The 23,686-nt window shown below is 40.5% G+C and carries 24 protein-coding genes; 9 read left to right on the top strand and 15 right to left on the bottom strand.

Features of this window, described 5'->3' with window-relative positions:
* Nucleotides 1–272: 272 nt before the first annotated feature.
* A complete protein-coding gene (locus tag IQ244_RS13385; RefSeq protein WP_193894745.1) occupies nt 273–1,055 on the bottom strand; it encodes a glucosamine-6-phosphate deaminase in 783 nt (260 codons plus the stop codon).
* 204 nt (nt 1,056–1,259) lie between these two features.
* Between IQ244_RS13385 and IQ244_RS13380 the strand changes: the two genes are divergently transcribed.
* Nucleotides 1,260–1,946, top strand: coding sequence for an HAD family hydrolase (locus IQ244_RS13380; protein WP_193894743.1), 687 nt, complete (start codon nt 1,260–1,262; stop codon nt 1,944–1,946).
* On the opposite strand, the gene ruvA is transcribed toward IQ244_RS13380, so the two are convergent.
* From ruvA to xseA, 4 genes are all read right to left on the bottom strand, one after another.
* Complete coding sequence (gene ruvA, locus IQ244_RS13375; protein WP_193894741.1) at nt 1,940–2,575, bottom strand: Holliday junction branch migration protein RuvA; 636 nt, start codon at nt 2,573–2,575, stop codon at nt 1,940–1,942. The two genes, IQ244_RS13380 and ruvA, sit on opposite strands and share 7 nt — an antisense overlap.
* Nucleotides 2,572–3,330, bottom strand: a complete 759-nt coding sequence (locus tag IQ244_RS13370) for a sucrose-phosphate phosphatase (RefSeq protein WP_193894739.1) — start codon at nt 3,328–3,330, stop codon at nt 2,572–2,574. The genes ruvA and IQ244_RS13370 overlap by 4 nt, the downstream gene beginning before the upstream one ends.
* 244 nt (nt 3,331–3,574) lie before the next feature.
* Entirely contained in the window at nt 3,575–3,808 is a 234-nt protein-coding gene (gene xseB, locus IQ244_RS13365; RefSeq protein WP_193894738.1) for an exodeoxyribonuclease VII small subunit, read from the bottom strand.
* Nucleotides 3,808–5,040: an exodeoxyribonuclease VII large subunit gene (xseA, locus tag IQ244_RS13360; protein WP_193894736.1), complete on the bottom strand. Its 1,233-nt coding sequence runs from the start codon at nt 5,038–5,040 to the stop codon at nt 3,808–3,810. The genes xseB and xseA overlap by 1 nt, the downstream gene beginning before the upstream one ends.
* A gap of 66 nt (nt 5,041–5,106) precedes the next feature.
* Between xseA and IQ244_RS13355 the strand changes: the two genes are divergently transcribed.
* Entirely contained in the window at nt 5,107–5,901 is a 795-nt protein-coding gene (locus IQ244_RS13355) for an Rpn family recombination-promoting nuclease/putative transposase (RefSeq protein WP_193894734.1), read from the top strand.
* Between the two features lie 280 nt (nt 5,902–6,181).
* Nucleotides 6,182–7,252, top strand: coding sequence for a recombinase RecA (gene recA / locus IQ244_RS13350; protein WP_193894732.1), 1,071 nt, complete (start codon nt 6,182–6,184; stop codon nt 7,250–7,252).
* Between the two features lie 167 nt (nt 7,253–7,419).
* Here recA and IQ244_RS13345 read toward each other — a convergent pair whose 3' ends face one another.
* From IQ244_RS13345 to hemL, 3 genes are all read right to left on the bottom strand, one after another.
* Nucleotides 7,420–8,202 carry an FHA domain-containing protein gene (locus IQ244_RS13345; RefSeq protein ID WP_193894730.1) on the bottom strand — a complete coding sequence of 261 codons (783 nt, stop codon included), beginning with the start codon at nt 8,200–8,202 and terminating at the stop codon, nt 7,420–7,422.
* Between the two features lie 423 nt (nt 8,203–8,625).
* Nucleotides 8,626–10,245 (bottom strand): serine/threonine-protein kinase, encoded by a 1,620-nt coding sequence (locus IQ244_RS13340; protein ID WP_193894728.1) that lies wholly within the window; start codon nt 10,243–10,245, stop codon nt 8,626–8,628.
* Nucleotides 10,246–10,593: 348 nt separating this feature from the next.
* Nucleotides 10,594–11,892, bottom strand: a complete 1,299-nt coding sequence (gene hemL / locus IQ244_RS13335) for a glutamate-1-semialdehyde 2,1-aminomutase (RefSeq protein ID WP_193894726.1) — start codon at nt 11,890–11,892, stop codon at nt 10,594–10,596.
* A 109-nt stretch (nt 11,893–12,001) separates the two neighbouring features.
* Between hemL and IQ244_RS13330 the strand changes: the two genes are divergently transcribed.
* The 3 genes from IQ244_RS13330 (at nt 12,002) to IQ244_RS13320 (ending at nt 13,774) form a co-directional block, all read left to right on the top strand.
* Nucleotides 12,002–12,196, top strand: a complete 195-nt coding sequence (locus tag IQ244_RS13330) for a ChaB family protein (RefSeq protein WP_193894724.1) — start codon at nt 12,002–12,004, stop codon at nt 12,194–12,196.
* Nucleotides 12,197–12,293: 97 nt separating this feature from the next.
* On the top strand, nt 12,294–12,944 hold the full coding sequence (gene hisIE / locus IQ244_RS13325) for a bifunctional phosphoribosyl-AMP cyclohydrolase/phosphoribosyl-ATP diphosphatase HisIE (RefSeq protein WP_193894722.1): 651 nt from the start codon (nt 12,294–12,296) through the stop codon (nt 12,942–12,944).
* A 632-nt stretch (nt 12,945–13,576) separates the two neighbouring features.
* Nucleotides 13,577–13,774, top strand: coding sequence for a DUF2811 domain-containing protein (locus IQ244_RS13320; protein ID WP_015115341.1), 198 nt, complete (start codon nt 13,577–13,579; stop codon nt 13,772–13,774).
* Between the two features lie 158 nt (nt 13,775–13,932).
* Here IQ244_RS13320 and IQ244_RS13315 read toward each other — a convergent pair whose 3' ends face one another.
* On the bottom strand, nt 13,933–14,652 hold the full coding sequence (locus IQ244_RS13315) for a response regulator transcription factor (protein WP_193894720.1): 720 nt from the start codon (nt 14,650–14,652) through the stop codon (nt 13,933–13,935).
* Nucleotides 14,653–15,326: 674 nt separating this feature from the next.
* On the opposite strand from IQ244_RS13315, the gene IQ244_RS13310 reads away from it, so the two are divergent.
* On the top strand, nt 15,327–15,953 hold the full coding sequence (locus tag IQ244_RS13310) for a CPP1-like family protein (protein ID WP_193894718.1): 627 nt from the start codon (nt 15,327–15,329) through the stop codon (nt 15,951–15,953).
* Nucleotides 15,954–16,017: 64 nt separating this feature from the next.
* On the opposite strand, the gene IQ244_RS13305 is transcribed toward IQ244_RS13310, so the two are convergent.
* From IQ244_RS13305 to IQ244_RS32990, 4 genes are all read right to left on the bottom strand, one after another.
* Nucleotides 16,018–16,716, bottom strand: coding sequence for an HAD family hydrolase (locus IQ244_RS13305; RefSeq protein WP_193894716.1), 699 nt, complete (start codon nt 16,714–16,716; stop codon nt 16,018–16,020).
* Between the two features lie 162 nt (nt 16,717–16,878).
* Nucleotides 16,879–17,736 carry an indole-3-glycerol phosphate synthase TrpC gene (gene trpC, locus IQ244_RS13300; protein ID WP_193894714.1) on the bottom strand — a complete coding sequence of 286 codons (858 nt, stop codon included), beginning with the start codon at nt 17,734–17,736 and terminating at the stop codon, nt 16,879–16,881.
* 359 nt (nt 17,737–18,095) lie between these two features.
* The gene (locus IQ244_RS13295) at nt 18,096–18,371 is read right to left on the bottom strand and encodes a HetP family heterocyst commitment protein (protein WP_193894712.1); all 276 of its coding nucleotides are present in this window, start codon (nt 18,369–18,371) and stop codon (nt 18,096–18,098) included.
* A 679-nt stretch (nt 18,372–19,050) separates the two neighbouring features.
* Nucleotides 19,051–19,179 (bottom strand): hypothetical protein, encoded by a 129-nt coding sequence (locus IQ244_RS32990; RefSeq protein WP_265578933.1) that lies wholly within the window; start codon nt 19,177–19,179, stop codon nt 19,051–19,053.
* Nucleotides 19,180–20,308: 1,129 nt separating this feature from the next.
* Between IQ244_RS32990 and IQ244_RS13290 the strand changes: the two genes are divergently transcribed.
* Both IQ244_RS13290 and IQ244_RS13285 read left to right on the top strand, forming a co-directional pair.
* Nucleotides 20,309–21,463, top strand: coding sequence for a PAS domain-containing sensor histidine kinase (locus tag IQ244_RS13290; RefSeq protein ID WP_193894710.1), 1,155 nt, complete (start codon nt 20,309–20,311; stop codon nt 21,461–21,463).
* A 50-nt stretch (nt 21,464–21,513) separates the two neighbouring features.
* Nucleotides 21,514–22,365 (top strand): response regulator, encoded by an 852-nt coding sequence (locus tag IQ244_RS13285; protein ID WP_193894708.1) that lies wholly within the window; start codon nt 21,514–21,516, stop codon nt 22,363–22,365.
* A gap of 17 nt (nt 22,366–22,382) precedes the next feature.
* Here the strand turns inward: IQ244_RS13285 and IQ244_RS13280 are convergent, their stop codons facing one another.
* Both IQ244_RS13280 and ispE read right to left on the bottom strand, forming a co-directional pair.
* Nucleotides 22,383–22,700 (bottom strand): DUF3082 domain-containing protein, encoded by a 318-nt coding sequence (locus IQ244_RS13280; protein ID WP_193894706.1) that lies wholly within the window; start codon nt 22,698–22,700, stop codon nt 22,383–22,385.
* Between the two features lie 29 nt (nt 22,701–22,729).
* Nucleotides 22,730–23,677: a 4-(cytidine 5'-diphospho)-2-C-methyl-D-erythritol kinase gene (ispE, locus tag IQ244_RS13275; protein WP_193894704.1), complete on the bottom strand. Its 948-nt coding sequence runs from the start codon at nt 23,675–23,677 to the stop codon at nt 22,730–22,732.
* Nucleotides 23,678–23,686 lie beyond the last annotated feature (9 nt).

The following is a 23,686-nucleotide window of genomic DNA, read 5'->3' as shown; positions in this document are numbered from 1 at the left end:
CTTGATGAATCCTCCTTGTGGATGTACTAATCCTGGGAAAGAACTTAAGTGTGAAGATTGTCCTTATCTTGAGGCTTGTTTATCTAGTATTAAATTGGCGAGTGGGGAGTGGTAATAAAAAGGTAAGAATTCAGCACCCAGGAGTCAGAAGCCAGAATTTAGAAATATCTATAGAATTAGCAAATTAATTCATCAAATATTTCTCCTGATTCTTTAAAACTTCTGACTCCTGAATTCTGACTCCTGAATACTTACATAAAAAGATATGATTCCTAGTTTTTTTTCGACAATAAACTAGCAGAATTTATATCTAAAAATAATGTTGCCTGTGATTGACGACGGAGAATCGATGCAGGACAATCTGTGCTGATTGTCTGTTGTAACATCTGTTTTATTATCTGGGCTTTGCGTTTTTCTGGCGCGAGGCAAATAATTTTCTTGGCTGAACAAATTAATGGGAGCGTGACAGTAAAAGCATACTGTGGCACACTGTCAATATTAGGAAATTGACCAGTATTCACTTGTTGTTGGCGATTTATGATATCTAATTTCACCAACTTTACACTGTAAGAGTCTTGAAAATTTGCTACTGATGGATCATTAAAAGCCAAATGTCCATTTTCACCAATACCTAAACAACATAAATCTATTGGCTGTGCTTGCAAGAGTTGCGTGTAGCGATCGCATTCAGCCACAGGCTCTAATGTATCACCTTCTATATAATGAAATTGCTGTGGATAGAGTTTCTTTTCTACACGTTCTCGTAGATAACGCCGAAAACTCGCCGGATGTTCCGCCGTAATGCCTAAATATTCATCTAAGTGAAATAAAGTAATTTTTGACCAATCTACACCGCCCAACTTGATTAACGCATCCAGAAACTTAAGTTGAGAGTTACCTGTGGCTAATAAGACAGCTGCTTTATCTTGTTTTTTCAGGACATCTTCTAAGTATTTGCGTGTGATTTGTGCAACATCGATAGACATTTCCGCTTCAGAATTATAAATCTGGACGGATAAATCATCAACGCGAAAAAAGTCTTTGGCAGCTACCATTTTTTGAAGTATGAAGTGTGAAGTATGAAGTATGAAATCTACATGGAGAATACTTTGTAGTTCCTCATCCAGTATAGATTTCCCAAATTTCACCAATAGTTTTTAGTTGTGAAGTTGTAATCACTCAGAAATAATCATTATAAAGAGAATCAAACAAGGTAAAATATGTAAATAAAGTTAACATTTATTTACACTTAAAGAATTATGCTGGCTGCAATTCTCTTTGACTTAGACGGAACTATTGTTAACACTGACCCGATTCACTACCAAGCTTGGCAGCAAATGTTGGCAAGTTATAGCATCGAGATTGATGAAACATTCTACAAATCTCGGATTAGTGGTCGTTTGAACCCGGAAATTGTCAAAGATATTTTGCCCCAATTATCAACAGCAGAAGGTCAAAAATTCGCTGATGATAAAGAAGCGCTTTTTCGCCAACTTGCTTCCCAACTGCAACCGTTGAGTGGGTTTGCTGAACTCATAGCCTGGACAGACACACATCAACTAAAACGGGCATTAGTTACCAACGCCCCCAGGTTAAATGCAGAATTTATGCTAGAGGTTTTAGGGATTAAAGAAGTTTTTCATACAGTAATTTTGGCAGAGGATTGCACCGCTGGTAAACCTGATCCTGCACCTTATCAAGTTGCTTTAAACACATTAAAGATTAACGCAGAGAATGCGATCGCCTTAGAAGATTCTCCTTCGGGTATTCGTGCTGCTGTTGCTGCTGGTATTCCTACCATTGGTATCGCCTCCACCCATAATCCACAAATTCTGCAAGCAGTTGGCGCATTTATGGCAATTCCAGATTTTATGGACTTGCAGTTGTGGACGTTTTTAAATTCATTACTCAGCACTCAGCACTCATTACTCAGCACTAACTATTGAACTTGTTCACTGCTAAGGTGGGCGATCGCTTGTTTAATCCAATCTTCCACATAGGCATCTTTGGGTAGTCCAATGTCTTCACTCACAACGTGTAAAGCGTGGCTGACTTCGTGGGCTGTATAACCCAAGGCAAATAAAGTCATTTGCACTTCTTCCAAAATCCCCGGTGCTGGGCCGCCTGTAGCAACGAAGAAGCCTGCTGATTTGCGCCACTCAATCAACTTGCTTTTGAGTTCCAAACAGATGCGTTCTGCGGTTTTTTTGCCGACACCAGGGGCTTGAATTAAGATTTGGGTGTTACTCGCGATAATTGCTTGGACTAAATCAGGCAGTTCTAAAGTGTCTAAGAGGGCGATCGCTAACGCCGCACCAATACCGCTAACAGTTAACAAGTGACGAAATAAATCCCGTTCAGATGGAGAAGCAAAGCCGTAGAGTAAAGGCACTTCTTCCCGAATTTGGTAATGGGTGAAAATTTGCGCTACCCCTCCCGATTCTGGCAACTGTTGTGCCAACCGTTGGGGAACTTGCAAGTCGTAACCGATGCCATTGACTTCCAGAGTCAAAATGACGCGATTACCGTTATTTGTCTGAACACCAGCAATAATACCTTTGAGATAGCTAATCATAAAAAACCAAAATATTGCAAACCTTCTAGAATTCCCCCAGCACAAGAACCTTGTGCTAAGTATCTATAGTCAGCAGGATACTCAGTATGCCATTGGCGTAACTCTGGTCTGGCATTACCAACTATGATTCCCCGTTCATTGCCTACAGCGAACAAAGCAATATCATTACCTGAATCACCGCAGACAACTGTTTGTTCTGCTGCAAATTGCCATTTTTGCCGAAGAAACTGCATTGCCTGACCTTTATCGCTTGAGCGCGGCACAATGTCGAGGTCAATACCGCTGCTATAGATTAACTTTATATTTAAAGCATACTTTTGTAGTTTTGTCTCAATCTGTGGTAAAATTTTATCTGCAAATTCCTGTTTAACGAAGAAACTTACCTTAAACGGGCGTTGTTCAGAATCCGGTTGTGGTGATAATTCGGGAAAAGATTTAGCTACGGAAAATACTAATTCGCGGTTCCATCCAGGGGAGAGGAGATCTGACCAATCGGTATCCGGGTTATCACTGTTATGGAAGTAAATTTCTGTACCAACAGAACAAACCAGGGCATCTGGTTCTATGAGATTTTTTGTAAGTTGTAATTCGCGGTAAAGTACAGGCGATCGCCCTGTGGCATAAACTATTTTTGTGCCGTATTCTTGGCGATGTTGACTGAGTAATTGATTCAGCGTTGGTAAAGTGTCATCATTTCCCACCGTGCGATATACAAGAGTGTCATCCAGATCGGTTACAAACAGAAATGGTTTCATAATTTTTAGTTGCCTAAACACCTGAAAATTCGCACATTAGCCAGATGAAATCTAGCAAAACGGATTTTTTAGCTAAGGTTCCGAGTTACTCTACCAGATTTTGGTTCTTGTGTATTATTACTAACGGGAGAATTATGTTTCAGGTTAAAAATCAGCCCTAGTGAAGAGAAATTGTGGCTACACAAATAGAACCCGCGCCGCGGGTTATTCCCAGAAGCGAATTATACTCATCTAAAGTATTTGACTAATCATCATTCAAGGTTTCAATCAGCAAATCTACTTGCTGTTGTCGCTGTTGCAAAAAGTCTTCACATTGGCGCAGATGCTCAACAGCAGTAGCAAACTGTTCAAACACTTCTTCCAATTCCAATTCACCCGCTTCAATCCGAGCGATAATTTTTTCAATTTCCACTACCTTTGCCTCGTAATTCACACTGGCGATCGCTTCAGAATTTGAGGAACTCTTACGTTTAACCATCAATCTTCTTGAGTTTTTGTAGTCACTTGCGTCACTTTCACTTTAACTTCTCCCTGTCCCAACTGAATCAACAATTCTTGCCCAACAGTTAACTTTGTTGCAGTCCGCGCGATCGCTCCATTTTCTTGCCGTACCACGGCATAACCCCTATTTAGCACGGCTTTCGGGTCAAGGGTGGCTAACTTTTGCCGCAACATTTCTAAGTGTTGTGTGGCTTGCTGCGATCGCCGGCTAGTGACTTGTAGAAGTTGCTGACGCTTCCAGGCTAACTTTTGCATTTCTTGTTTGACTTGCCTATCTAACCCGACACGTTGCAAGCGATTACGTAATGTTCGCAGTTGATTGGCCGCAGTGACTTTCACCTCATACACCGCATCATACAAAGCATCAATTCGCTGCTGATGTTGAGCAGACAATTCTGACAGTGCAGGCACAACTAATTCTGCTGCTGCTGTCGGTGTATGTACACAGACATCGGCCACTAAATCTACCAAAGATTCATCTCTTTGATGACCAATCCCCGTAATTACCGGGATAGAACACTCAGCCACAGCCCTAACAACTCGCTCATCGTTAAAGCAAGCTAATTCTTCAACCGCACCACCACCCCGCGATAAAATTAGCACCTCGGCTCGACCATCTCTTTCTATTCGTGCGATCGCCTTAACTATCGATTCTGGTGCTTGTTCACCCTGTACTGTTGCTGGTGAAAATAATACTTGTAAACCTGGGTATCTGTGTTTGAGGGTTTTTTGAATATCACCCCAAGCCGCAGCCGTGGGTGAAGTCACAACGGCAATTGTTTGGGGATGGGAAGGAAGCGGCCGCTTTCTTTGCTGATCAAATAACCCTTCAGATAGCAAGCGGTTACGTAATTGTTGATAGCGCAGTGCTTGTAAACCCACACCCGCAGGTATCGCTTGCCAAACTGTTAACTGATATTCTCCCCTTTGGGGATACAGACGGATACTACCCAAAATAATTATTTGTTCGCCCACCGCAGGTATTTGCACTAGTTTTGCCACTTGGCTATTCCAGGCGACACACTTAATTCCTGCTGTCCCATCTGGATCTTGGAGTGTAAAAAATAAACCACTCCGATGGTGATTAGCGCTGGATACTTCTCCTGTTACCCAAACTTGCCGTAGTATTTTATCTTCTTCTAATAAAGATTGAATGTAGTTGGTGATACCTGCTACGGAGAGGGCAGTATCAGGAAACTCGAAATTCATTTTGCTTCAACCCACTCTGCACTTAAAATCAACATAACGTCTTTTTTCTACCTCCATATAGCCAGAGTGAAGACCGATAGTATTTTTTACCAATTATTTGCCGAGTTTCCCAATATTTTCTTTGAGTTGCTTGGGCGCTCTATTAGTGATACTCAAGATTATCAATTTCGTTCAGTAGAAATCAAGCAAACTGCTTTTCGGATTGATGGAGTGTTTTTACCAACAGCAAACAACTCTGATCAAACTGTATATTTCTGTGAAGTACAATTCCAGAAAGATGAACTGCTGTACAATCGCCTATTTGCCGAACTATTCCTCTTTTGCAACCAAAATCCAGCTACTTATGATTGGTATGCAGTCATTATCTACCCTATGCGAAGTCTAGAGCCAGATAATACCAAACTTTATCAAATATTGTTAGATAGTTCAAAAGTGCAACGAGTCTATCTTGATGAAATCGAACCGACATCCAAATCTTTGGGTATAGGTATCATCAAATTAGTGGTAGAACCAGAGGAAAACGCTGCTAATCGTGCCAGAAATCTGATATCACAAACAAGGCAAGAAATCGCCAACCCTTTATCTAGTCAAGCAATAATCGATTTAATCGAGACAATTATAGTTTATAAGTTTCCTCATTTAAGCCGCGAAGAGGTGGAAAATATGCTGAAATTGAACGCCCTCAAACAAACTAGAGTTTATCAAGAAGCACTTGAAGAAGGTCGGGAAGAAGGTCGGGAAGAAGGTAAGCTATCTGCTGTACCATTGCTATTGAAAGCGGGAATCACGGTGGAAGAAATAGCTGAACAGTTACAAATTAATCTTGAGACTGTGAGAAAGATAGCACAGCAACAAACTTGATTCTGTAGTTTAGCTTTTTAATAAAAATCTCTGTATAACCGGGTTTTGATAGAACCAGATATTTATATTGGTACGGAGGTGTTTGGGAGAACTAGCAACCAAAACTCTACTAAGGTTATTTTGTACTAGTCACATCTAGTAGCGATCGCGTTACGATGTTGTCACGTTTATTTCTCTAAGAAATCCTATTTCCGCATTTTCTGGCTAAAATAGTATATCTGTTCTACTTCACCTCCAAACCTAACACTCCATAAATCCATATATATAGATAGAGGCAGTAATGGCTATCAACACTGACAATTCAGGTAAGCAAAAAGCCCTGAATATTGTACTCAACCAGATTGAGCGCAGCTTCGGTAAAGGAGCTATTATGCGCTTGGGCGATGCAACCCGGATGCGGGTGGAGACAATTTCCACTGGGGCGCTCACCTTAGATTTGGCCTTGGGTGGCGGTTTACCTAAAGGGCGGGTGATTGAGATTTATGGCCCTGAAAGTTCTGGTAAAACAACAGTAGCACTACACGCCCTCGCCGAAGTTCAAAAACAAGGTGGCATTGCGGCCTTTGTGGATGCGGAACACGCCCTAGACCCTACTTATGCAGCAGCTTTGGGTGTAGATATCGACAATTTGCTGGTTTCCCAGCCTGACACAGGAGAATCTGCTTTAGAAATTGTTGATCAATTGGTGCGTTCGTCTGCTGTTGACATTGTAGTTATCGACTCAGTAGCAGCATTAGTTCCCCGTGCGGAAATTGAGGGGGATATGGGTGATACTCATGTAGGTTTACAAGCCAGGTTGATGAGCCAAGCTCTCCGTAAAATCACTGGGAATATTGGTAAATCTGGTTGTACAGTAATTTTCATCAACCAGTTGCGGCAAAAAATCGGTGTTACCTACGGTAGTCCCGAAACTACAACTGGTGGTAACGCCTTAAAGTTTTATGCTTCTGTGCGTTTGGATATTCGCCGGATTCAAACTTTGAAAAAAGGTACAGAAGAATTTGGCAACCGCGTTAAGGTGAAAGTTGCTAAAAACAAAGTAGCCCCACCTTTTAGGGTGGCGGAATTTGACATTATTTTTGGTAAGGGAGTGTCAATTTTAGGTTGTTTGGTCGATATAGCCGAAGAAACAGGTGTTTTAACCCGCAAGGGTGCTTGGTATAGCTATAACGGTGACAACATTTCTCAAGGTCGAGACAACGCAATTAAATACTTAGAAGAAAAACCGGAATTTGTTGAACAAATTAAACAGCAGGTACACCAAAAACTTGATACGGGGGCTGTGGTTTCTGCTAATTCTGTAGCTAAAGTCAGTGAGGACGAGGAAGATGAATACGAAGAGGAAGAATAAGTAAGCGGGTTTGTCATTTGTCCCTTTTCCTTTGTCAATACAAATGGCACAGCACAAAGCCCTGAGCGTCAGAATCGGCGCTCAGGGCTTTGTGTTGATGTAATTTAGATGTGTCTTAGCTGATTGAGCAGTGAATAGTTACAAATAATCACTGTTCACTGCTGTCTTCATATTGGAGAAGGTGTAACTTGATTGAAAAATCGGTCTAAAATATCTGACTTTTGTTCTGTGGTAAAGCCATCATGGCCATTTTGATGGTCTAAACCAAAATTTTTGGTAAATGGAATAGCTTTATCTGGGATTTCTGGTAAGTATTTTTCTGGGGCAAAATAACTTAATGTATCTTCTAGATTACAGCCATTGCGAGATGACAGCTGCATAAGTAACTCCATCGCTACTGTGGGTAAGATGCGATGATTATGGTTGTAGAAAAAATTAAAAGTAAGATTCCCGATACGAATGAGATCGCCTTCTTTGAGTCTAATTCGCTGATAGACTTGTTCGCCATTCACAAAGGAACCGTTAGTACTTTTAAAATCGACTATGTAAAAACCCGGTTCATCATCTTTATCTATATATTGGATGGCCGCATGGCGACGAGACAGATATTTATCCCCTATACATATCCCACACTGGCGATCGCGTCCGATTGTCCAAATCTGCTGTGGTTGTAGTAAAGTTTGGGTTTGATGATCACCCAAGTTCGTTACTAAGTAAGCCTTACCATCATTTACTACACCCTGCACATAACTTGAGTTTAAACCTGTCACACCAGACAAAGATAGGTCTTCCATCTGAAGAATATCTTCTAAAAGTCCACTGTGGTGTTCGTATAACTTGACGAATACCTGATATAAACTTAATTTTCGTTCTATTTCTTTACTCTTGAACTCAGCGATTTTGGTTGAGCCTTTTAGCGTAAATATATGTGATTTGCTGATGTCTGCCATGAACTTTTTTCTCAGCCTACAATCAGGAAGAATTATTTATTTAACCTTTCCTGCTATGTTTAAAATTTAGCAACTCAATAGAATTAAGTTTTACGACTTGTACTTAAGAATTTCTACTGACATTTTGCTACTTAGGATAAATCTCATGCAACTTGAATTAAAAAAATATTGTGTAACTTTATTTTATATTGTAAATTACTGTAGTCTAATTTTAACAGATGCTAATTATTAAGAATAATTTAAGCATTTTTTAACTAATTATGAGAAAGATTAAATTTCCAGTATAAATTTACGGGTTAATATCAAAGAAAAAATTAAGCAGTGAGTCTCACTACTTAATTTTGACCTCAATTAATCTAAACGATTAGAGCCTAATATTTACTTTTAAAATTTGGCAAAAATTTGTAATATTTAACTGTTTAATTACAATAAGCCGCGTTTACCATTGGGGCGTACTGTCATCCAATTAGTTTTTGCTAGTGCCAGTTGCTCATCTAATATTTTGGCTCCAGTTAGATTAGCACCACACAAATTAGCACCTCGAAGATTCGCATTGCTCAGATGAGCATAACTAAGATCTGCACCGCGCAGGTCTGCGCCTTCTAAATCAGCATGGTTGAAATAAGCTTTGGTTAAATTAGCATCTCTGAGATTAGCGCGAGTGAGACTAGCCCGACCAAAATCGCTATTGTGAAGATTTGCTCCTTGGAGATTAGTGCTTTGCAGTTGAGCCGAATGAAAATTGGTTTCTGACAATTCACTACCTTGGAGATTCAAGAAGTTTAAATTGTGTAAGGCAAAATCTCGTCTTCCCTTGAGATAGGCTGTTAATAAAGTTTGGCTATCTAATCTACGTCCAGCCTTGGACTGTTGAGTGTTGGCACTATTGCTATTGCTGTTAGGCAACATTCCTGGTTTACCCATAGCTGCTGGACGCATTCCACCAGGATCTGAACCAGCGGCCTCGGCAATTTTAGCTCGTCTAGCCCGAATGGCTGCTGCTACCTGAGCTACTCCTGTATTCGTAGCTCCTACAGCAGAAGGATTGCTGCATAAAATAGCCGAGTTGTCTCCACGTTGTGATGTTTTTTCTTTAGTACTCGTGTCAGATTTTACTAGCAGGCTTTTAGCCAAACTATCTAAGTAAGGCTCCATCTCTAACGCTCTGAGAACGTCTGTTGCTGACTGGTAGCGATTGCGGACGGAAACATCTAACATTTTTCGCAATACACCAGTCAAGTGATCACTCACATACACCAACTGTTCCCACATCATTTCCCCTGTAGTGGGATTGTAATCTAAATCTTTAGGCGTTTTGCTAGTGAGTAAATAAATACAGGTGACTCCTAAAGCGTAGATATCACTAGCGTAAACTGGACGCATCGCCATTTGTTCTGGTGGTGCAAAACCAGGAGTACCAATTGCATAAGCCGTTAGGGCTGTCTGTCCTGATTGGTTAGGTGCAGCTTGTGTTACTTGGTTTTTGACAGCACCAAAGTCAATTAACACCATTCTGGCATCTTGACTCCGGCGAATTAAGTTGGCAGGTTTGATATCACGGTGAATTACCTTTTGCTCATGGATATATTGCAGTAAAGGTAAAATCTCGCTCAAAAATTGTTTAACACCTGCTTCGCTCAAAACTCCATTAGCTTTGATTTCCTGTTGTAAGGTAGCGCCGCTAATATATTCCTGAACTAGATAGAATTGTTCCTGTTCTTCAAAATAGTCGAGTAGCCTTGGGACTTGAGGATGGTTGCCAATTTTACCTAGGGTTCTGGCTTCTCGCTCAAATAGTTCTCGCGCCATTTGCAAAACATGGGGTGCGTTTCCTGATGGTCGTAGTTGCTTGATGACACAACTCGGTTCTCCAGGTAAAGCTTCATCCTGAGCTAAGAAGGTTGCTCCAAAGCCACCTTGACCTAAAGGTTTACTCACCCGATAGCGATCGCGCAGCAGTAGGCGCGAGCCACACGACTGACACCTTTGGCTATACACTACATTTTCTGGATTGGGACAGGTTGGATTTAAGCAGTAGCTCATGCACTGTCAACTCGCTGCGCGAAGAATGGCTAGGAGCATTACGCTCTAGTTTAATTATTTAAACCAAAATCAACTCTTGGCAGGTAATTTATGCTGGAAATCCTTTGAAGAGTTCCTAAAGTTTGACTCGTTTACCTAAGCGATCATCACAACAAGATAGCTGATATGAGGCGCGATCGTCAGTAGTTATCAAGTTATTTGTGTAATAAGTGATGTTGAACTAAAACTTTTACATATTTTTACAGTCACTTAAGTAGTGCTGAGTTGAAAGTGCTAAGTGCTGAGTTAAAATAGCGCCACAGGCGCTAATAAAGTTACTTTTAACACTCAAAACTCAGCACTCAGCACTTAAAGACTAGACATTACTTCCCGTGCAACTGCTAGAGTCTGCTCAATATCTTCTTCAGTATGAGCCAAAGAAGTAAACCCAGCCTCAAACTGAGAAGGTGCTAAATAAACGCCACGTTCTAACATCCCGCGATGAAAGCGGCCAAACTTGGCGGTATCTGATTTTTTAGCATCTTCATAGTTGTGAACAGGCCCAGAGGTGAAAAACAAGCCAAACATGGCGCTAATCTGACCACCACAAGCTGCGTGACCAGTTTCTTGGGCAATTCGCAGTAAACCATCTGATAGCTTTTGAGTAATTCGGTCAAGATACTCATAAGTACCAGGTTTTTGGAGTAATTCCAGGGTTTTAATGCCAGCTGTCATTGCCAAAGGATTTCCGGAAAGAGTGCCGGCTTGATACACAGGGCCGGCAGGAGCAATCATGGACATAATCTCTCGTCGTCCGCCGTAGGCTCCTACTGGCAAACCACCACCAATGACTTTACCTAGTGTTGTCAAATCGGGAGTAATGCCAAATTTTTCTTGAGCGCCACCATAGGCAATCCGAAAGCCTGTCATTACTTCATCAAATACTAATAAAGCCCCATGTTCGTGGGTGAGTTCCCTGAGTCCTTCTAAGAAACCAGCATCGGGAGGAATAAACCCAGCGTTACCCACAACTGGCTCTAGAATGACACCGGCAATCTGATCGCGGTTTTCTTCAAATAAGGCTTTGACTGCTTCCAAGTCGTTGAAAGGAGCCGTTAGGGTACTGCTAGTTGCGGATTTCGGTACTCCTGGGGAGTCTGGTAAACCAAGTGTTGCCACACCCGAACCCGCTTTTACCAAGAACATATCAGCATGACCGTGGTAGCAGCCTTCAAATTTGATAATTTTCTCACGGTTGGTAAAAGCCCGCATCAGCCGCAAAACAGCCATACAAGCTTCTGTCCCAGAGTTAACAAATCTGACCATTTCGATGCTAGGAACAGCATCAATGACCATCTCTGCGAGGACGTTTTCGAGAACTGAAGGCGCTCCAAAACTAGTACCTTTTTCTAAAGCTTCGTGGAGTGCTGAGATGACTTCTGGATGAGCATGACCGCAAATTGCTGGCCCCCAAGTGCCTACATAGTCAATATATTGGTTGCTATCAACATCCCAGATGTATGCGCCTTTAACACGGTCAAAAACTATGGGTTGTCCACCGACAGATTTAAATGCTCTCACTGGAGAACTGACTCCTCCTGGCATGAGGTTTTGGGCGGCGGCGAAAATTTCTTGTGATTTTGTGGTTTTAATTGTGGTGTTTACCAAGGCTGTCTCCTAAAAATGACAAACAAAAAAAGCTCTATCTTAGGATAGGGTGAAAAACTGTGCATAATTTCTATCCTATAGAAATAGCTGAACCAGGAAAATAACAACTATGTTGTATAAGTCCAATGACGACTTGCCTTTAGAAATCCGGACTCGGTTATCTGAGGCATACCAGGAGCTTTACCGTGCAGCTTTTAACTCGGCTCTCCATTGGTATGGTGAAGCATCGAAAGCTCACCAAGTGGCGTTAAGTGCTGTTAAAATGCAGTCGGCAATGGAAAGAAATGTTGTTGTTTCAGGCTAGATCATAAATTTTCATTTTCATAAAACATGCCAGCTGTCATATTGAGAATGGTATCGTGAATCCATTAATCATTGTTGTTAGAGTCAAGTAAGCTGGTATGTTTTCTACCGAATCAGATTCATTGCGTCACGCTATTCCCGTGGAAAAAATTCGCTACGACGAACGGGGTTTAGTAGCAGCGATTGTGCAAGACTATTTAGATGGCACAGTCTTGATGATGGCGTGGATGAATCGGGAGTCGTTACAAAAGACTTTGGAATCTGGGGAAACTTGGTTTTGGAGCCGTTCTCGACAAGAGTTATGGCATAAGGGCGGGACTTCGGGACATATCCAAAAAGTGCAGAGTATCCGTTATGACTGCGATAGTGATGCTTTGTTGATTGGGGTGGAGCAAATCGGAGATATTGCCTGCCATACTGGTGAACGCAGTTGTTTTCATCAATTAGAAGGCACAATTACGCCACCGCCAGCAGATACATTATCCCAGGTGTTTCAGGTGATCTGCGATCGCCGTGACAACCCCTCAGATAGTTCTTATACCTGCAAGTTATTCGCAGGCGGCGATAACAAGATTTTAAAGAAGATAGGTGAGGAATCGGCTGAGGTTGTCATGGCTTTTAAAGATGATGAGGCAGATGCTATTGCTGGGGAAGTGGCGGATTTACTTTATCACACTCTAGTTGCCTTAGCTCATCATCAAGTTGATTTAAAGGCTGTGTATCGCAAGCTGCAAGAACGAAGACGTTAAAGGAGTAGGGAGTAGAGCGTAGGTTTTTTACGTTTTTCCCCAGAAACATTATTTGCAGTGTAGGGTTGATGGAAGTACTATTATCTCGTTATTTTTAGCGTCCTGACTCATTGCTTAGTTAAAAACCTACACTTGTCAGGGAATGGGGATGGAATCTGATGATTCTGATTCCTACTTCAAACTTTTTGTAATTCTTATCATTAGCAGCAATTTTCCTCACTGATTCCACAGGCTTTCCACAAGCATTTTAGTAGTTTTCCACAGATACGCTACGAGATGATCGGCACTTGCGGTGTTATTGGGGATTTCTAGTTCACAGATGTCGGTTAGTTCAGTGACTGAGTTTTTGTAAAGTAATGTAACAAAAACTTAGCCTTAACCCTGATTATTTCGTCAATATTTCTTTCCTGAAGAATCGTTTTTAACATTTCGCAGCATTGACAAACTCACCCCCTCTTGAAGCACAATAATGCGACTGGCATTTTTTTCTTGCCCATTGATCTAAGGAAATCACAAAATACCTGAGATGTTTGGAGCAGATGATTCAGATGACGAAAGAAGTAACAATTTCTATCTTGTGCTTCTGGAGTGCCAGCAAATTCGCTTGATCGACCTCAGAGAAGGAAAATCTCATGAACGCAACGGTGAGCATTTTTACGGAAATTCCCGAAACACTCCATGAATCCCTCAAAAGCTATTTAGAAACTCACCCTGATTGGGATCAGACCCGTGTATTAACAGCAGCATTGTCACTTTTTTTACTCCAAAATGGGGATAGTGATCGCCGTGCTGCTCGTGTTTATTTAGAAACTTTATTTCACAACTGCTAGTTACTTTCCCAACTTATAGGCAACAACAGATACATTAATAGTCAGGGCGAACAACCGTTCGCCCTGACAAATTTAGTTGTATTGTAGTAATTCCAGTCCTCAAGGCGGGTTTTCCTGGATCGAGAACTGGCAATTGGAAACCAGTAGAAACAATTAATTCAAGGGTTAGTTTCCAATTGCGGAGAATGAGTAGGGCATTCAAACTTATAACCTACGCCGCGTACAGTCTGAATTAATGCTGGTTGGCTGGCATCAGCTTCAATTTTCTTACGAATTTGACCAATATGTACATCTACAACCCGCTGGTCGCCAACATATTCATAGTCCCAAACTTCTTGAATTAGTTCTGCTCGTCGCCAAACCCGCCCAGGATGGCTGGCTAAAAAATGCAACAAGTCAAATTCCAATGCTGTTAGGGGTACTGGTAGGTTGTTTAATGTAACTTCCCGCCGGACGGGATCAATCATCAATTTTTCAAAAACTAGGCGTTTTTGTTCTGCTGTAGTCACAACCCGCTGTCGCCGCAAAATTGCGGCGACTCTGACTTCTAACTCTCCTAAACCAAATGGCTTAGTGAGATAGTCGTCAGCACCTTTAGCAAAGCCACGAATCTTGTCAGCTTCATCCGCACGACTAGTGAGCATGAGAACAAACACACCATTACGACTTTGCATCTCTTGGCAGAGGTTGAACCCGATAACGTCTGGTAAATTTACATCTAAAATTACCAAGTCAGGGTTAAATTGCTCGAATAGCGCTAAGGCTGATTTACCATCCTCAGCGGCCTCCACCTGATAGTTCTGCTTAATCAAAAAGCGTTGGATTAAGTTGCGAACCGCAGGGTCGTCATCAACTACAAGAATCTTGGCAGGAGCCATGACCATTACTTTGCACAAAAATTCGTAAGATTAACAGGAGAATTGCGTATTTGGGGATTGTTACACAACCAACAAGGCTAGGTAGTAAATATCCTGATTATCCAAAATAATAGTGTAATCCAGATTCTGAATAATCAAAGCTAGAATACTTTGCTAGTTTTACCCGCACTTGAGATGCAGTTACTTTAATTGCAACTTGATGTCAAGTCGCTAGATAGTCTAACATTAGCCACAGCAGTTCTGTCACTTAGGAAAATTTCCTACTCCCAATTACGTTGGTAATTTAAAGCTTTTCAATTTTAATATCGATATGCATATCGACACCACTAGTGATTGTGAAGCTGGTTCATCTAAATTGCCTCAAGGTACGGTAAATTGCCAAATTTGAAACATAAAAATTAATTTTTTCATAAAAAAATAAGTTTTAAGAAGTCTTCGTTCAAATTCTAGAGTAAAGCTCTCACTGGTCAACGACATGAGGGGATACACGGAGTTATAGCAATATGTTAAAGTTGCTATAGTTAAATTTCCTGGGTCAGTTTAACTTACCCGTGCTACTATCCTGGTAGAGCATATAAGTTGCTTGCAACATTTGTTTAAATCTAGGCAAAACCTAAAGTTGTTTTCCAAAAAGCAAAATACCGCTGCTGACTAAGGCTGAAGTGTAAACTCCCATGAGCGATCAAAATCCCTACGACAAACTTGGGGTGTCCGAAGATGCTAGCTTTGATGAAATTCAGGATGCTCGCAATCGCCTATTGGAGCAACACAGTGGCGATGCTAAGACTCTGGAACTCATTGAAGCTTCTTACGACGCGATTTTAATGGATCGGTTACGGATGCGTCAGGAAGGCAAAATCAAAGTACCTGAGCGAATCCGCTTTCCAGAACTACGAGTGCAATTTTCTCCTAAAGAAGTTTCAACTCCTCGTGAACAGTCACCTGCATGGCTACAAAGAATATTAGATCAGCCAACAACGGCAGATGTACTGTTACCAGGTGCTTGGTATTTGGGTTTGAGTGCTATTGGTATTTTTTATCCTGCCGCAGGTGATCAAGTTTTACAGTTGGCGTTAGTGGTTGGGGTAGGCATTAGTGTTTACTTTCTCAATCGGAAAGAAGGTAAGTTTGGTAGATCTGTTTTATTAACGCTGATTGGTCTGATTGCCGGCTTAATTATTGGCGGATTGGTTGCCAGCTGGCTTTTACCACAAATAGGTTTAAGTAGGCTGAATACTGAGCAATTTTCTACAGTGTTCACATTTATATTATTGTGGTTGGTTAGTAGCTTTCTGCGGTAAGATTCACAGTTTTGAATTGATTATGGGTAGCAGATGATTGGTTCTGTCACCCATTTTTTGTCAACTATCTGAAAGTGAGCGTACTCTTTTCTAAGATGAGAGTTACTGCTGAATTTAAATCTGGAACAATTAAGTCGGGATGGTACAGTTCTAGTTGAGTACGATCGCGAATACCAGACTCTACCGCCATAACTTTAATGTTGTGGGTTTTAGCCGCAGTAATATCTGCTTCTGTATCTCCTACCATCCATGTATCATTCACGGGAGATAGTTCTTGTAAGGCTTTTGCCATTAATAATGGTTTGTCTTCGATGTCACGAGTCTTAACATAATCGTTGCTCAAACAATAACAACGATTTGCAGGAAAAAATTTACCTAAATCAAATTTTTGGAAGGCAAAGTCTAATTCCCAAACTCGCCGCATTGTCATAACTGCTAAGTCAATTCCTGCTGCTTGAATTTTTAATAGTGCGTCTATAGCACCCGGTACTAGGGTGTCATACTCAAAATAAGGTTCTGTATGTACTGTTTTCCGCCGCAGTTGAGAAAATTCTTGTGCTTGTGCTTCATCAAGGCCAGAATTTAAGGCTATTTGTTTTTCGGGAATGCGCGATCGCTTTTGTTGCCAAAATTCAGCTTTATTCAGTTGTTGTAGCGCTTGACCTGGACGTTGGGTTTTTTCTAAACAATATTGATAAACTCGATAGTACCGTTCAGAAACATCAACAATAGGGCCGTCGAAGTCGGTAAATAGTCTTAGCATCGGCGGAATTTAAATGTTAATTTTTCTTAAGAGTAACGTAATTGTGGATCAATAAATAGTCATTAGTTAATTGATGTAAATATTTATTTCAAATTGTTGGGTTTTGCATTGCTTAACCCAACGATTTGAAAGTTCAGGAGTGGGGAATAGGAAAGGTGGTTATTACTCTTGGAACATGGAAGAATCGATGTTAAGCAAACGGTGTACAGCTTGTTCTATGTCTGTTTCTTTGATTAAAGATTCTCCGATTAAAACGGCGTTGGTACCCGCTTCAGCCATGAGGGATAAATCAGCATGAGTATACAACCCTGATTCACTAACGACGATCGCACCTAGGTTTTGGATTTGCGATCGCCTAGCTGCTAGTAGTCTTTGAGTTGTGCTGATATCGACGGTAAAATCTACCAAGCTCTGGTTATTAATTCCAATCAACCGAACATCATCTAACTGCAATACCCGATCAAGTTCGGCTAAGGTATGTACTTCTATTAAGGCATTCATCCCCAAATAATGAATTATGCGTTGAAAATCTTGCAGTTGTCTATCTGTGAGAATAGCGGCTATCAGTAAGACTGCATCTGCACCTGCGGCTCGTGCTAAATAAATTTGGCAGGGATCAATAATAAACTCTTTGCAAAGCAGTGGGACTGATACTTTGTGGCGAATTATCCGCAGACTTTCAAAACTACCTTGAAAAAATGTCCGTTCGGTGAAGACAGAAATACAAGCAGCACCAGCACGTTGATAAGCTTTGGCGATCCCAATAGCATCAAAGTCTGCACGAATCATTCCATAACCAGGAGATGCTTTTTGAATTTCTGCAATTAAACTAGGTTTATGAGGATTTTGTTGTAAGGCTGTTAAAAAATCTCGTACGGTTGGTGCAGCTGTTAACTGACGTTGCAAAGAAGCCAAAGACATGTGTTGTTGAATCTGTGCTACTTCTTGCTTTTTCTGCCACACAATTTCTCTTAACATGGGTTGGAGATGAGAATTCACAGTGGTCATCGGGTAAATCATAAAGTTGCGGAAAATTGGAAGATGAACTATCCAGAAGCCAGAATTCAGGAGCTAGAATCAATACATCGACTACGCTCAAAACAAGCTCAGTAACTATTAGTGGCGGGTCAGAATTTCCCACTTTCTTGAAAAGTTTGCTCAAGCCAGGAAACCTGCCCAACGCAACTTTACGCTAGTTTTAGACCGATAAATTATGGTCTTAAACCCACTCATTCAGATGCTTGCACAGAATTCAATTCTGACTCCTGACTCCTGAATTCTATTTGAAAATATGAAAAATCAGCCAGAAAAACTCCAGCCAATGCTTGATTTTATTCAGGGTAGTTAAGGTTGTGTATTGCTAATAGAGAAGGCAGATTTTAAGAGCGTACCCAATTTGATTTGACATCAAAAACGCCTATCTTTTGTTCAGAATCTTTCAGCTCTTTCTGCTTTGTCCCTTCGAGTAAATAGTTATTTTTTAGGAGACGAATGTAGGTGCGATATGGGATGTAATCTATAGGGTTATAACCAGAAAATCTGAGCATTAAAACACACGCCCAGGAATACTTACCGGCAATAATTGCTTTCACAATTTGTTCAACTTGTTCTGTATTAATTTTTTTGGCGTTTTGTAGGTTGTCTAGTTGATGCATAAAACCCTCTTTTGGCTTTAAGCCCCAGATTTTATAGTTTGGATTGGATCTAACACCAAAAACTCTGTTCAGGGTCTCCGCCTATTAGTTCACGGATATAAATAGGACGGATAATTATAGGCTTGGCAATCGATATATGCCTAGATATTTGCCCCCAAAAATAGGCATATATGGATATATTTTCATGTGGGTAATGGCTAACTAGGTGGCTGTTTACAGGCCTGAAAAAAGTTTTGACTCGGAACTACTTCAGATAAATCACCCTGGCGGAAGTAGTCAAGTGCCACCTCAACTAATTTCGCATACTCACCTGTTTTATGGTCAGCGCTTTTTGTTGGTAGAAGATTGTAGTTTAGGAATTGGCCTGTGCATGGTAGATTGCTGCTGTTATGGGGGTAAGTACCGAAAGTTGTGAGTTACGGGATAAACGCTCCCATCACAGTGGTAATAATACTTGACTGCGATCGCTTAGTGCCGAGAGGTAATAGCTTTTTCCTTGATGCTTAATTCCAGTGGGGGATTGTTCAAATCGCTTCCTGGATATTTGTAACTGCTGGTGAATAAGCTTCCACTCTGAGAATCCAGATGAAAGAAGATCTCCGCCAAGGCAGTGTCTATTATTACATCAGTGAAAGTTGGTGATACCCAGATATTACCAAAGGTGGTGTAAGTGAGGGAATCACAAATCATCGGCTAGGGAGTTAGAGCGATCGCCTGATTTCCCAACCAATTTTGCTACCTCAAGACATGACACATCAATCAGCACAAATAAAATTTGAAAATAGGGGTGGATGAAATCAACTAGCATTGTGATCTGCTGAGTGGATTTATAAATAATCCTGCCCCTATCAATAAACCGTGTTGCAGAAGCTGCTTCTTTGTTAAGACTACTGAATATTAAGCCGCAGATATATGATTATTGTTTTGCAAGACCTATCTATTTTTTCGCTCTTGTCATTGATTAAATTTTGTCAAGACTAGTTGCATCTATACTCGGTTAAAGAAATGCCGCAAATGCAAACTAGTTTGAAGACATAACGATGTTGGAAAAATAATCAATGTGCCAATCTAACTGGGTTTTTTTGTCACTAAAACTAATTTAATGTATTCCATAACACATAGAAAATTAATATTTTTTATTTCTTAAGAGAGAAGTAAAGTTAATTAATCAACTTATTTTATATATTGATTTGTCTTAATGATAAAATTATTTATATCTTCGGATAGATGATGTAGTCTATTATTTTATAGTTAGATTCCATAGGGAGTAAAATTTAAAAAATTAAATCCTATATGAAAGAAGGTTAAGCCTATATAATCTATATATATTTGCCAAAGATATCTTTTTGGAGAGGAGAAAAAATAGTAAATATTGTCCACTGTACAAAATAATGCCCATGATTTAGCATTTTCAGTCTATTTATTAATGATTCAAGCAAGATTGTTAAATATATTTATACCTGTTCAACTCTAATCTAATAGTATTCATTTATCAGATAAAGGGGCTGAAGAATAAAGATTTTAATTGAGAAAGCCTTTGTTTTTCTCATGATAATTTCTGCTCAATCAGCGGTGAAAGTGAAGTGATCTTTATCTTGTCTATATAAAAAAATTACTTTATAACAATAAATGTTTTTTCTCAACATAAAATATCAGTGATATCTTTTTATTGGTAGAATATTTTTAAATAAATCAGCGATTTTAATTATTTTAAAATTCTCTTTTGCTATTGCCACTAACGATTAACAGTCTGACTATGACTGTGAAAATTGCTAATTCTCAACTATATGGCTTTAGTACCCACTAGTTAAAAGGAGTGCAGGATATGAATGCTTACGGCTAAACGTTAGTTCATTCCATATCTAAATTGGTACTAAAGCCACAATCAGAGTTGACATTTGTAGGTCAATAAGAGTGATGAAATAGTAGAGTTAAATATGCACACTTTGATTGAGGAATTAACTGAGGTTAACAAACATTTACAGCAAGAAGTTGTAGAACTGAAGCAAAAAGAGGCAAGGTTAGAAAAATCAGTTTCTTTACTGCGTTCTATTTTGGCATCAACAGCTTATGGCATTATTGCAGTTAGTTTAGAGGAAGATATTGTCAGTTGTAATCAACAATTTGTCCAGATGTGGCAGATTCCCAACTCCCTGACAATATCGAGGAATAGTTTCCAATGCCAAGCTTTTTTTGAGAATCAACTCAAAGAGCCGCAACTATTCCGGGATTCGATGTGGGAGATGAAGTGTGATTGTCAGAGCGATCGCTACGATATTTTAGAGTTGAAGGATGGGAGATGCTTTGCTCAATACTCTCGACCGCAAAGACTAGATAGCAAAATTATTGGTAGAGTCTGGAGTATTTGGGATATTTCCGAACTGAGCCAAGCTTTAGAACAGTCAAAACAACTGGGCGAACTCAGAGCGCAATTTTTATCGATGCTTTCTCATCAATTGCGGACACCGCTGAATGTAATTTCCTTTTCTAATAGCTTACTCAAGCGGCACATAAAGGAATGGACAGAGGAAAAAACTAGACCATTATTAGATCGCATTCAAACATCTGTTGAACAAATCAGCAAGATGTTAGACGATATTTTATTTTTGGCGAAAGCAGAAGCGGCTAAACTCCACTTTGAGGCTAAACCACTCAATCTAGTGCGGTTGTGTGATGAGATAGTTGCACAAATCCATACATACAGTAGCCAAAACAGAATTAATTTTGTTAGTCCAGCTTGTTGTTTCACTGCGTTTATCGATAAAAAATTGCTGGAACCAATACTCAAGAACTTGCTCGACAATGCAATCAAGTATTCTCCATCAGGTGCTGAGGTGGATTTTCAACTTTCATGGGAACAAGAGACGGTAATTTTTCAAGTCACCGATAGCGGTATTGGGATTCCCGCAGCAGATCAACAGCGGCTATTTGAGCCATTTTATCGAGGTAGTAATATTGCTAATCTACCGGGGACTGGATTAGGACTATCAATTGTCAAAACTCTTGTTGACTTACACGGTGGTCATATTGATATGAAAAGTGAGGTTGGTGTAGGCACGACTGTTACTATTATGCTGCCATTTGTGAAATAAAAGTTTTGCATGAATTTTTTTAACCTGCTACAAACCCTAGTGATGAAACAATGATGCACACATCCTCGAAAACAATTCTTGTCATTGAAGATGATGCTGTTACCCGCAATCTCTTTTTGGAGAGTTTACAAGCTGAAGGCTATGACACAATCGGTGCAGAGAATGGTCGTATTGGTATCCAATTGACACAAAAGCATTTACCAGATTTGGTGATCTGCGATATCTTGATGCCAGATATGGATGGTTACGATGTTTTAAATAGTTTGCGTCAAGACAGGCTGACGGCGATTATTCCGTTTATTTTTTTGACTGGTAGCGATACTAAGGATGCTTTACGCAAAGGTATGGAGTTGGGGGCGGATGATTATCTTACCAAGCCTTTAACCGTTGAGCAATTGCTGAGAGCGATCGCTATTCGATTAGAAAAACAAGCTTTGCTGAGATATTGCTATGCTAATCAATCACCTCAAATACCTTCACCTATACCGACAAACATCTCTGTGTCGGAAACTCCTGAGTCAATTTTCCCTTCACTTCCCCAACTCAAAGAAGTTTTCGACTACATTGAAGCTAATTATCACCAAGGAATTACTTTATCTAAAGTAGCTGAGGCGGTGGGTTATTCCCGCGCTTATTTAACTAACAGAGTCGCCAAACAAACAGGCGAAACTGTCAATGGCTGGATTGTTAAGCGGCGAATGATGGCGGCGCGTTCTTTGCTAAAAAATACTAATCAAACCATTGAGCAAATTGCGATCGCTTTAGGTTATCAAAATGCTTGTCACTTTTCTCGCCAATTTCGACAGCATCATGGCATACCTCCTAAACATTGGCGAAAAAAGCAGGAGTTTGTGAATACTTGGACTCGGTTGGAGAAGTGCTTACCTGTGACTCAGAGTTAAACAAGCAAATCAAAATTTTAATTATTTTTTGGCTGAGACAACTGCTGGATTAATAGTTGCACACCCAAAGCTATTAATCCTAGTGCTACTATCCCAAATATCCCACTGCCTAAAGCAACTATACCAACAACTAATGTACGTACCGCAGCGGTAATTTTGATGACGAGTTCATTAGTAGAATGGACGGGTTTGCTGGCAAAGGAAGTTGCGATCGCAATCATCAGCGAATATAAAGCATAGGCCATTCCACTGGAAATGATTGCGCCTGTGACGCAACGTAGTGGTGATGCTTGCGCCTGGGTTGCTGTTTCTTGTGGTGTGATATTTTCACTCATAAAACTGTTACCTGTTACCTGTTCCCTTCTTAAGATGCTATCTGAATGCCGTGGTTAATGGTGCGAGTCACGAACAATTCTAAATCTTCATCGGGTATTGCTTCTCGGATGGATTGTTTCACTACTTGTCCTTGTTGTTCCGACTCGACAATTGCAAACACACTCGGCCCAGAACCAGACATCATTGTTCCGAGAACTCCTGGTTGAGTTGCAAAGAGTTCGCGTAGTTGCAAAACTTGGGGATGAGCAGGTAAAACAACACGCTCTAAATCATTGTGCAGTTTTTGGGCAATTTCGGTTGCATTTTTATGGACAATGGCTTTGACTATTTCACCGGAATGAACTGCGGCTGCACGCGCGGCTAAATCTTCAGTAGTTTTCAGATAGGTACTACCAAATTCTTGACGATAGGTTTTGTATGCCCAAGGGGTAGAAACTTCTAGACTACGATACTTCGCCAATACTATATATATATGATCTAAATTTGGCAGTGGTGCAAGTTGTTCACCTCTACCTGTGGCGATCGCTGTTCCCCCTGCGACACAAAATGGTATATCTGAACCTAGGGTAGCGCCCAATTCTTCAATTTCTGTTTGGGTAAGTCCCAAGTTCCAAAGTAAATCTATCCCAACCAAAACTGCTGCGGCGTTAGTCGAACCTCCCGCCAACCCAGCCGCGACGGGAATATTTTTCTCTAGTGTAATTTCCACTCCCCCATATTTAGCCGCAGCTTCGGGAAAATGTTTCATCATCAATTCTGCGGCGCGATATACCAGATTAGTTTTATCTGTGGGGACTTGGGGATGGTTACAGTGAACGCGAATAGTTTCGTCACTGATGGCGCGAATATTAATTCGGTCGGCGAGGTCGATACTTTGCAAAATCATGACTAACTCATGATAACCGTCGGGGCGATCGCCAATGATTTCCAAATACAAGTTAATTTTGGCAGGGGCAATTAAATTATAGGAACGCATTTTCAAAAA

It is taken from the genome of Nostoc sp. LEGE 06077, assembly GCF_015207705.1.
GTDB lineage: Bacteria > Cyanobacteriota > Cyanobacteriia > Cyanobacteriales > Nostocaceae > Nostoc_B.
This window is presented reverse-complemented; position numbering and strand designations above follow the sequence as displayed.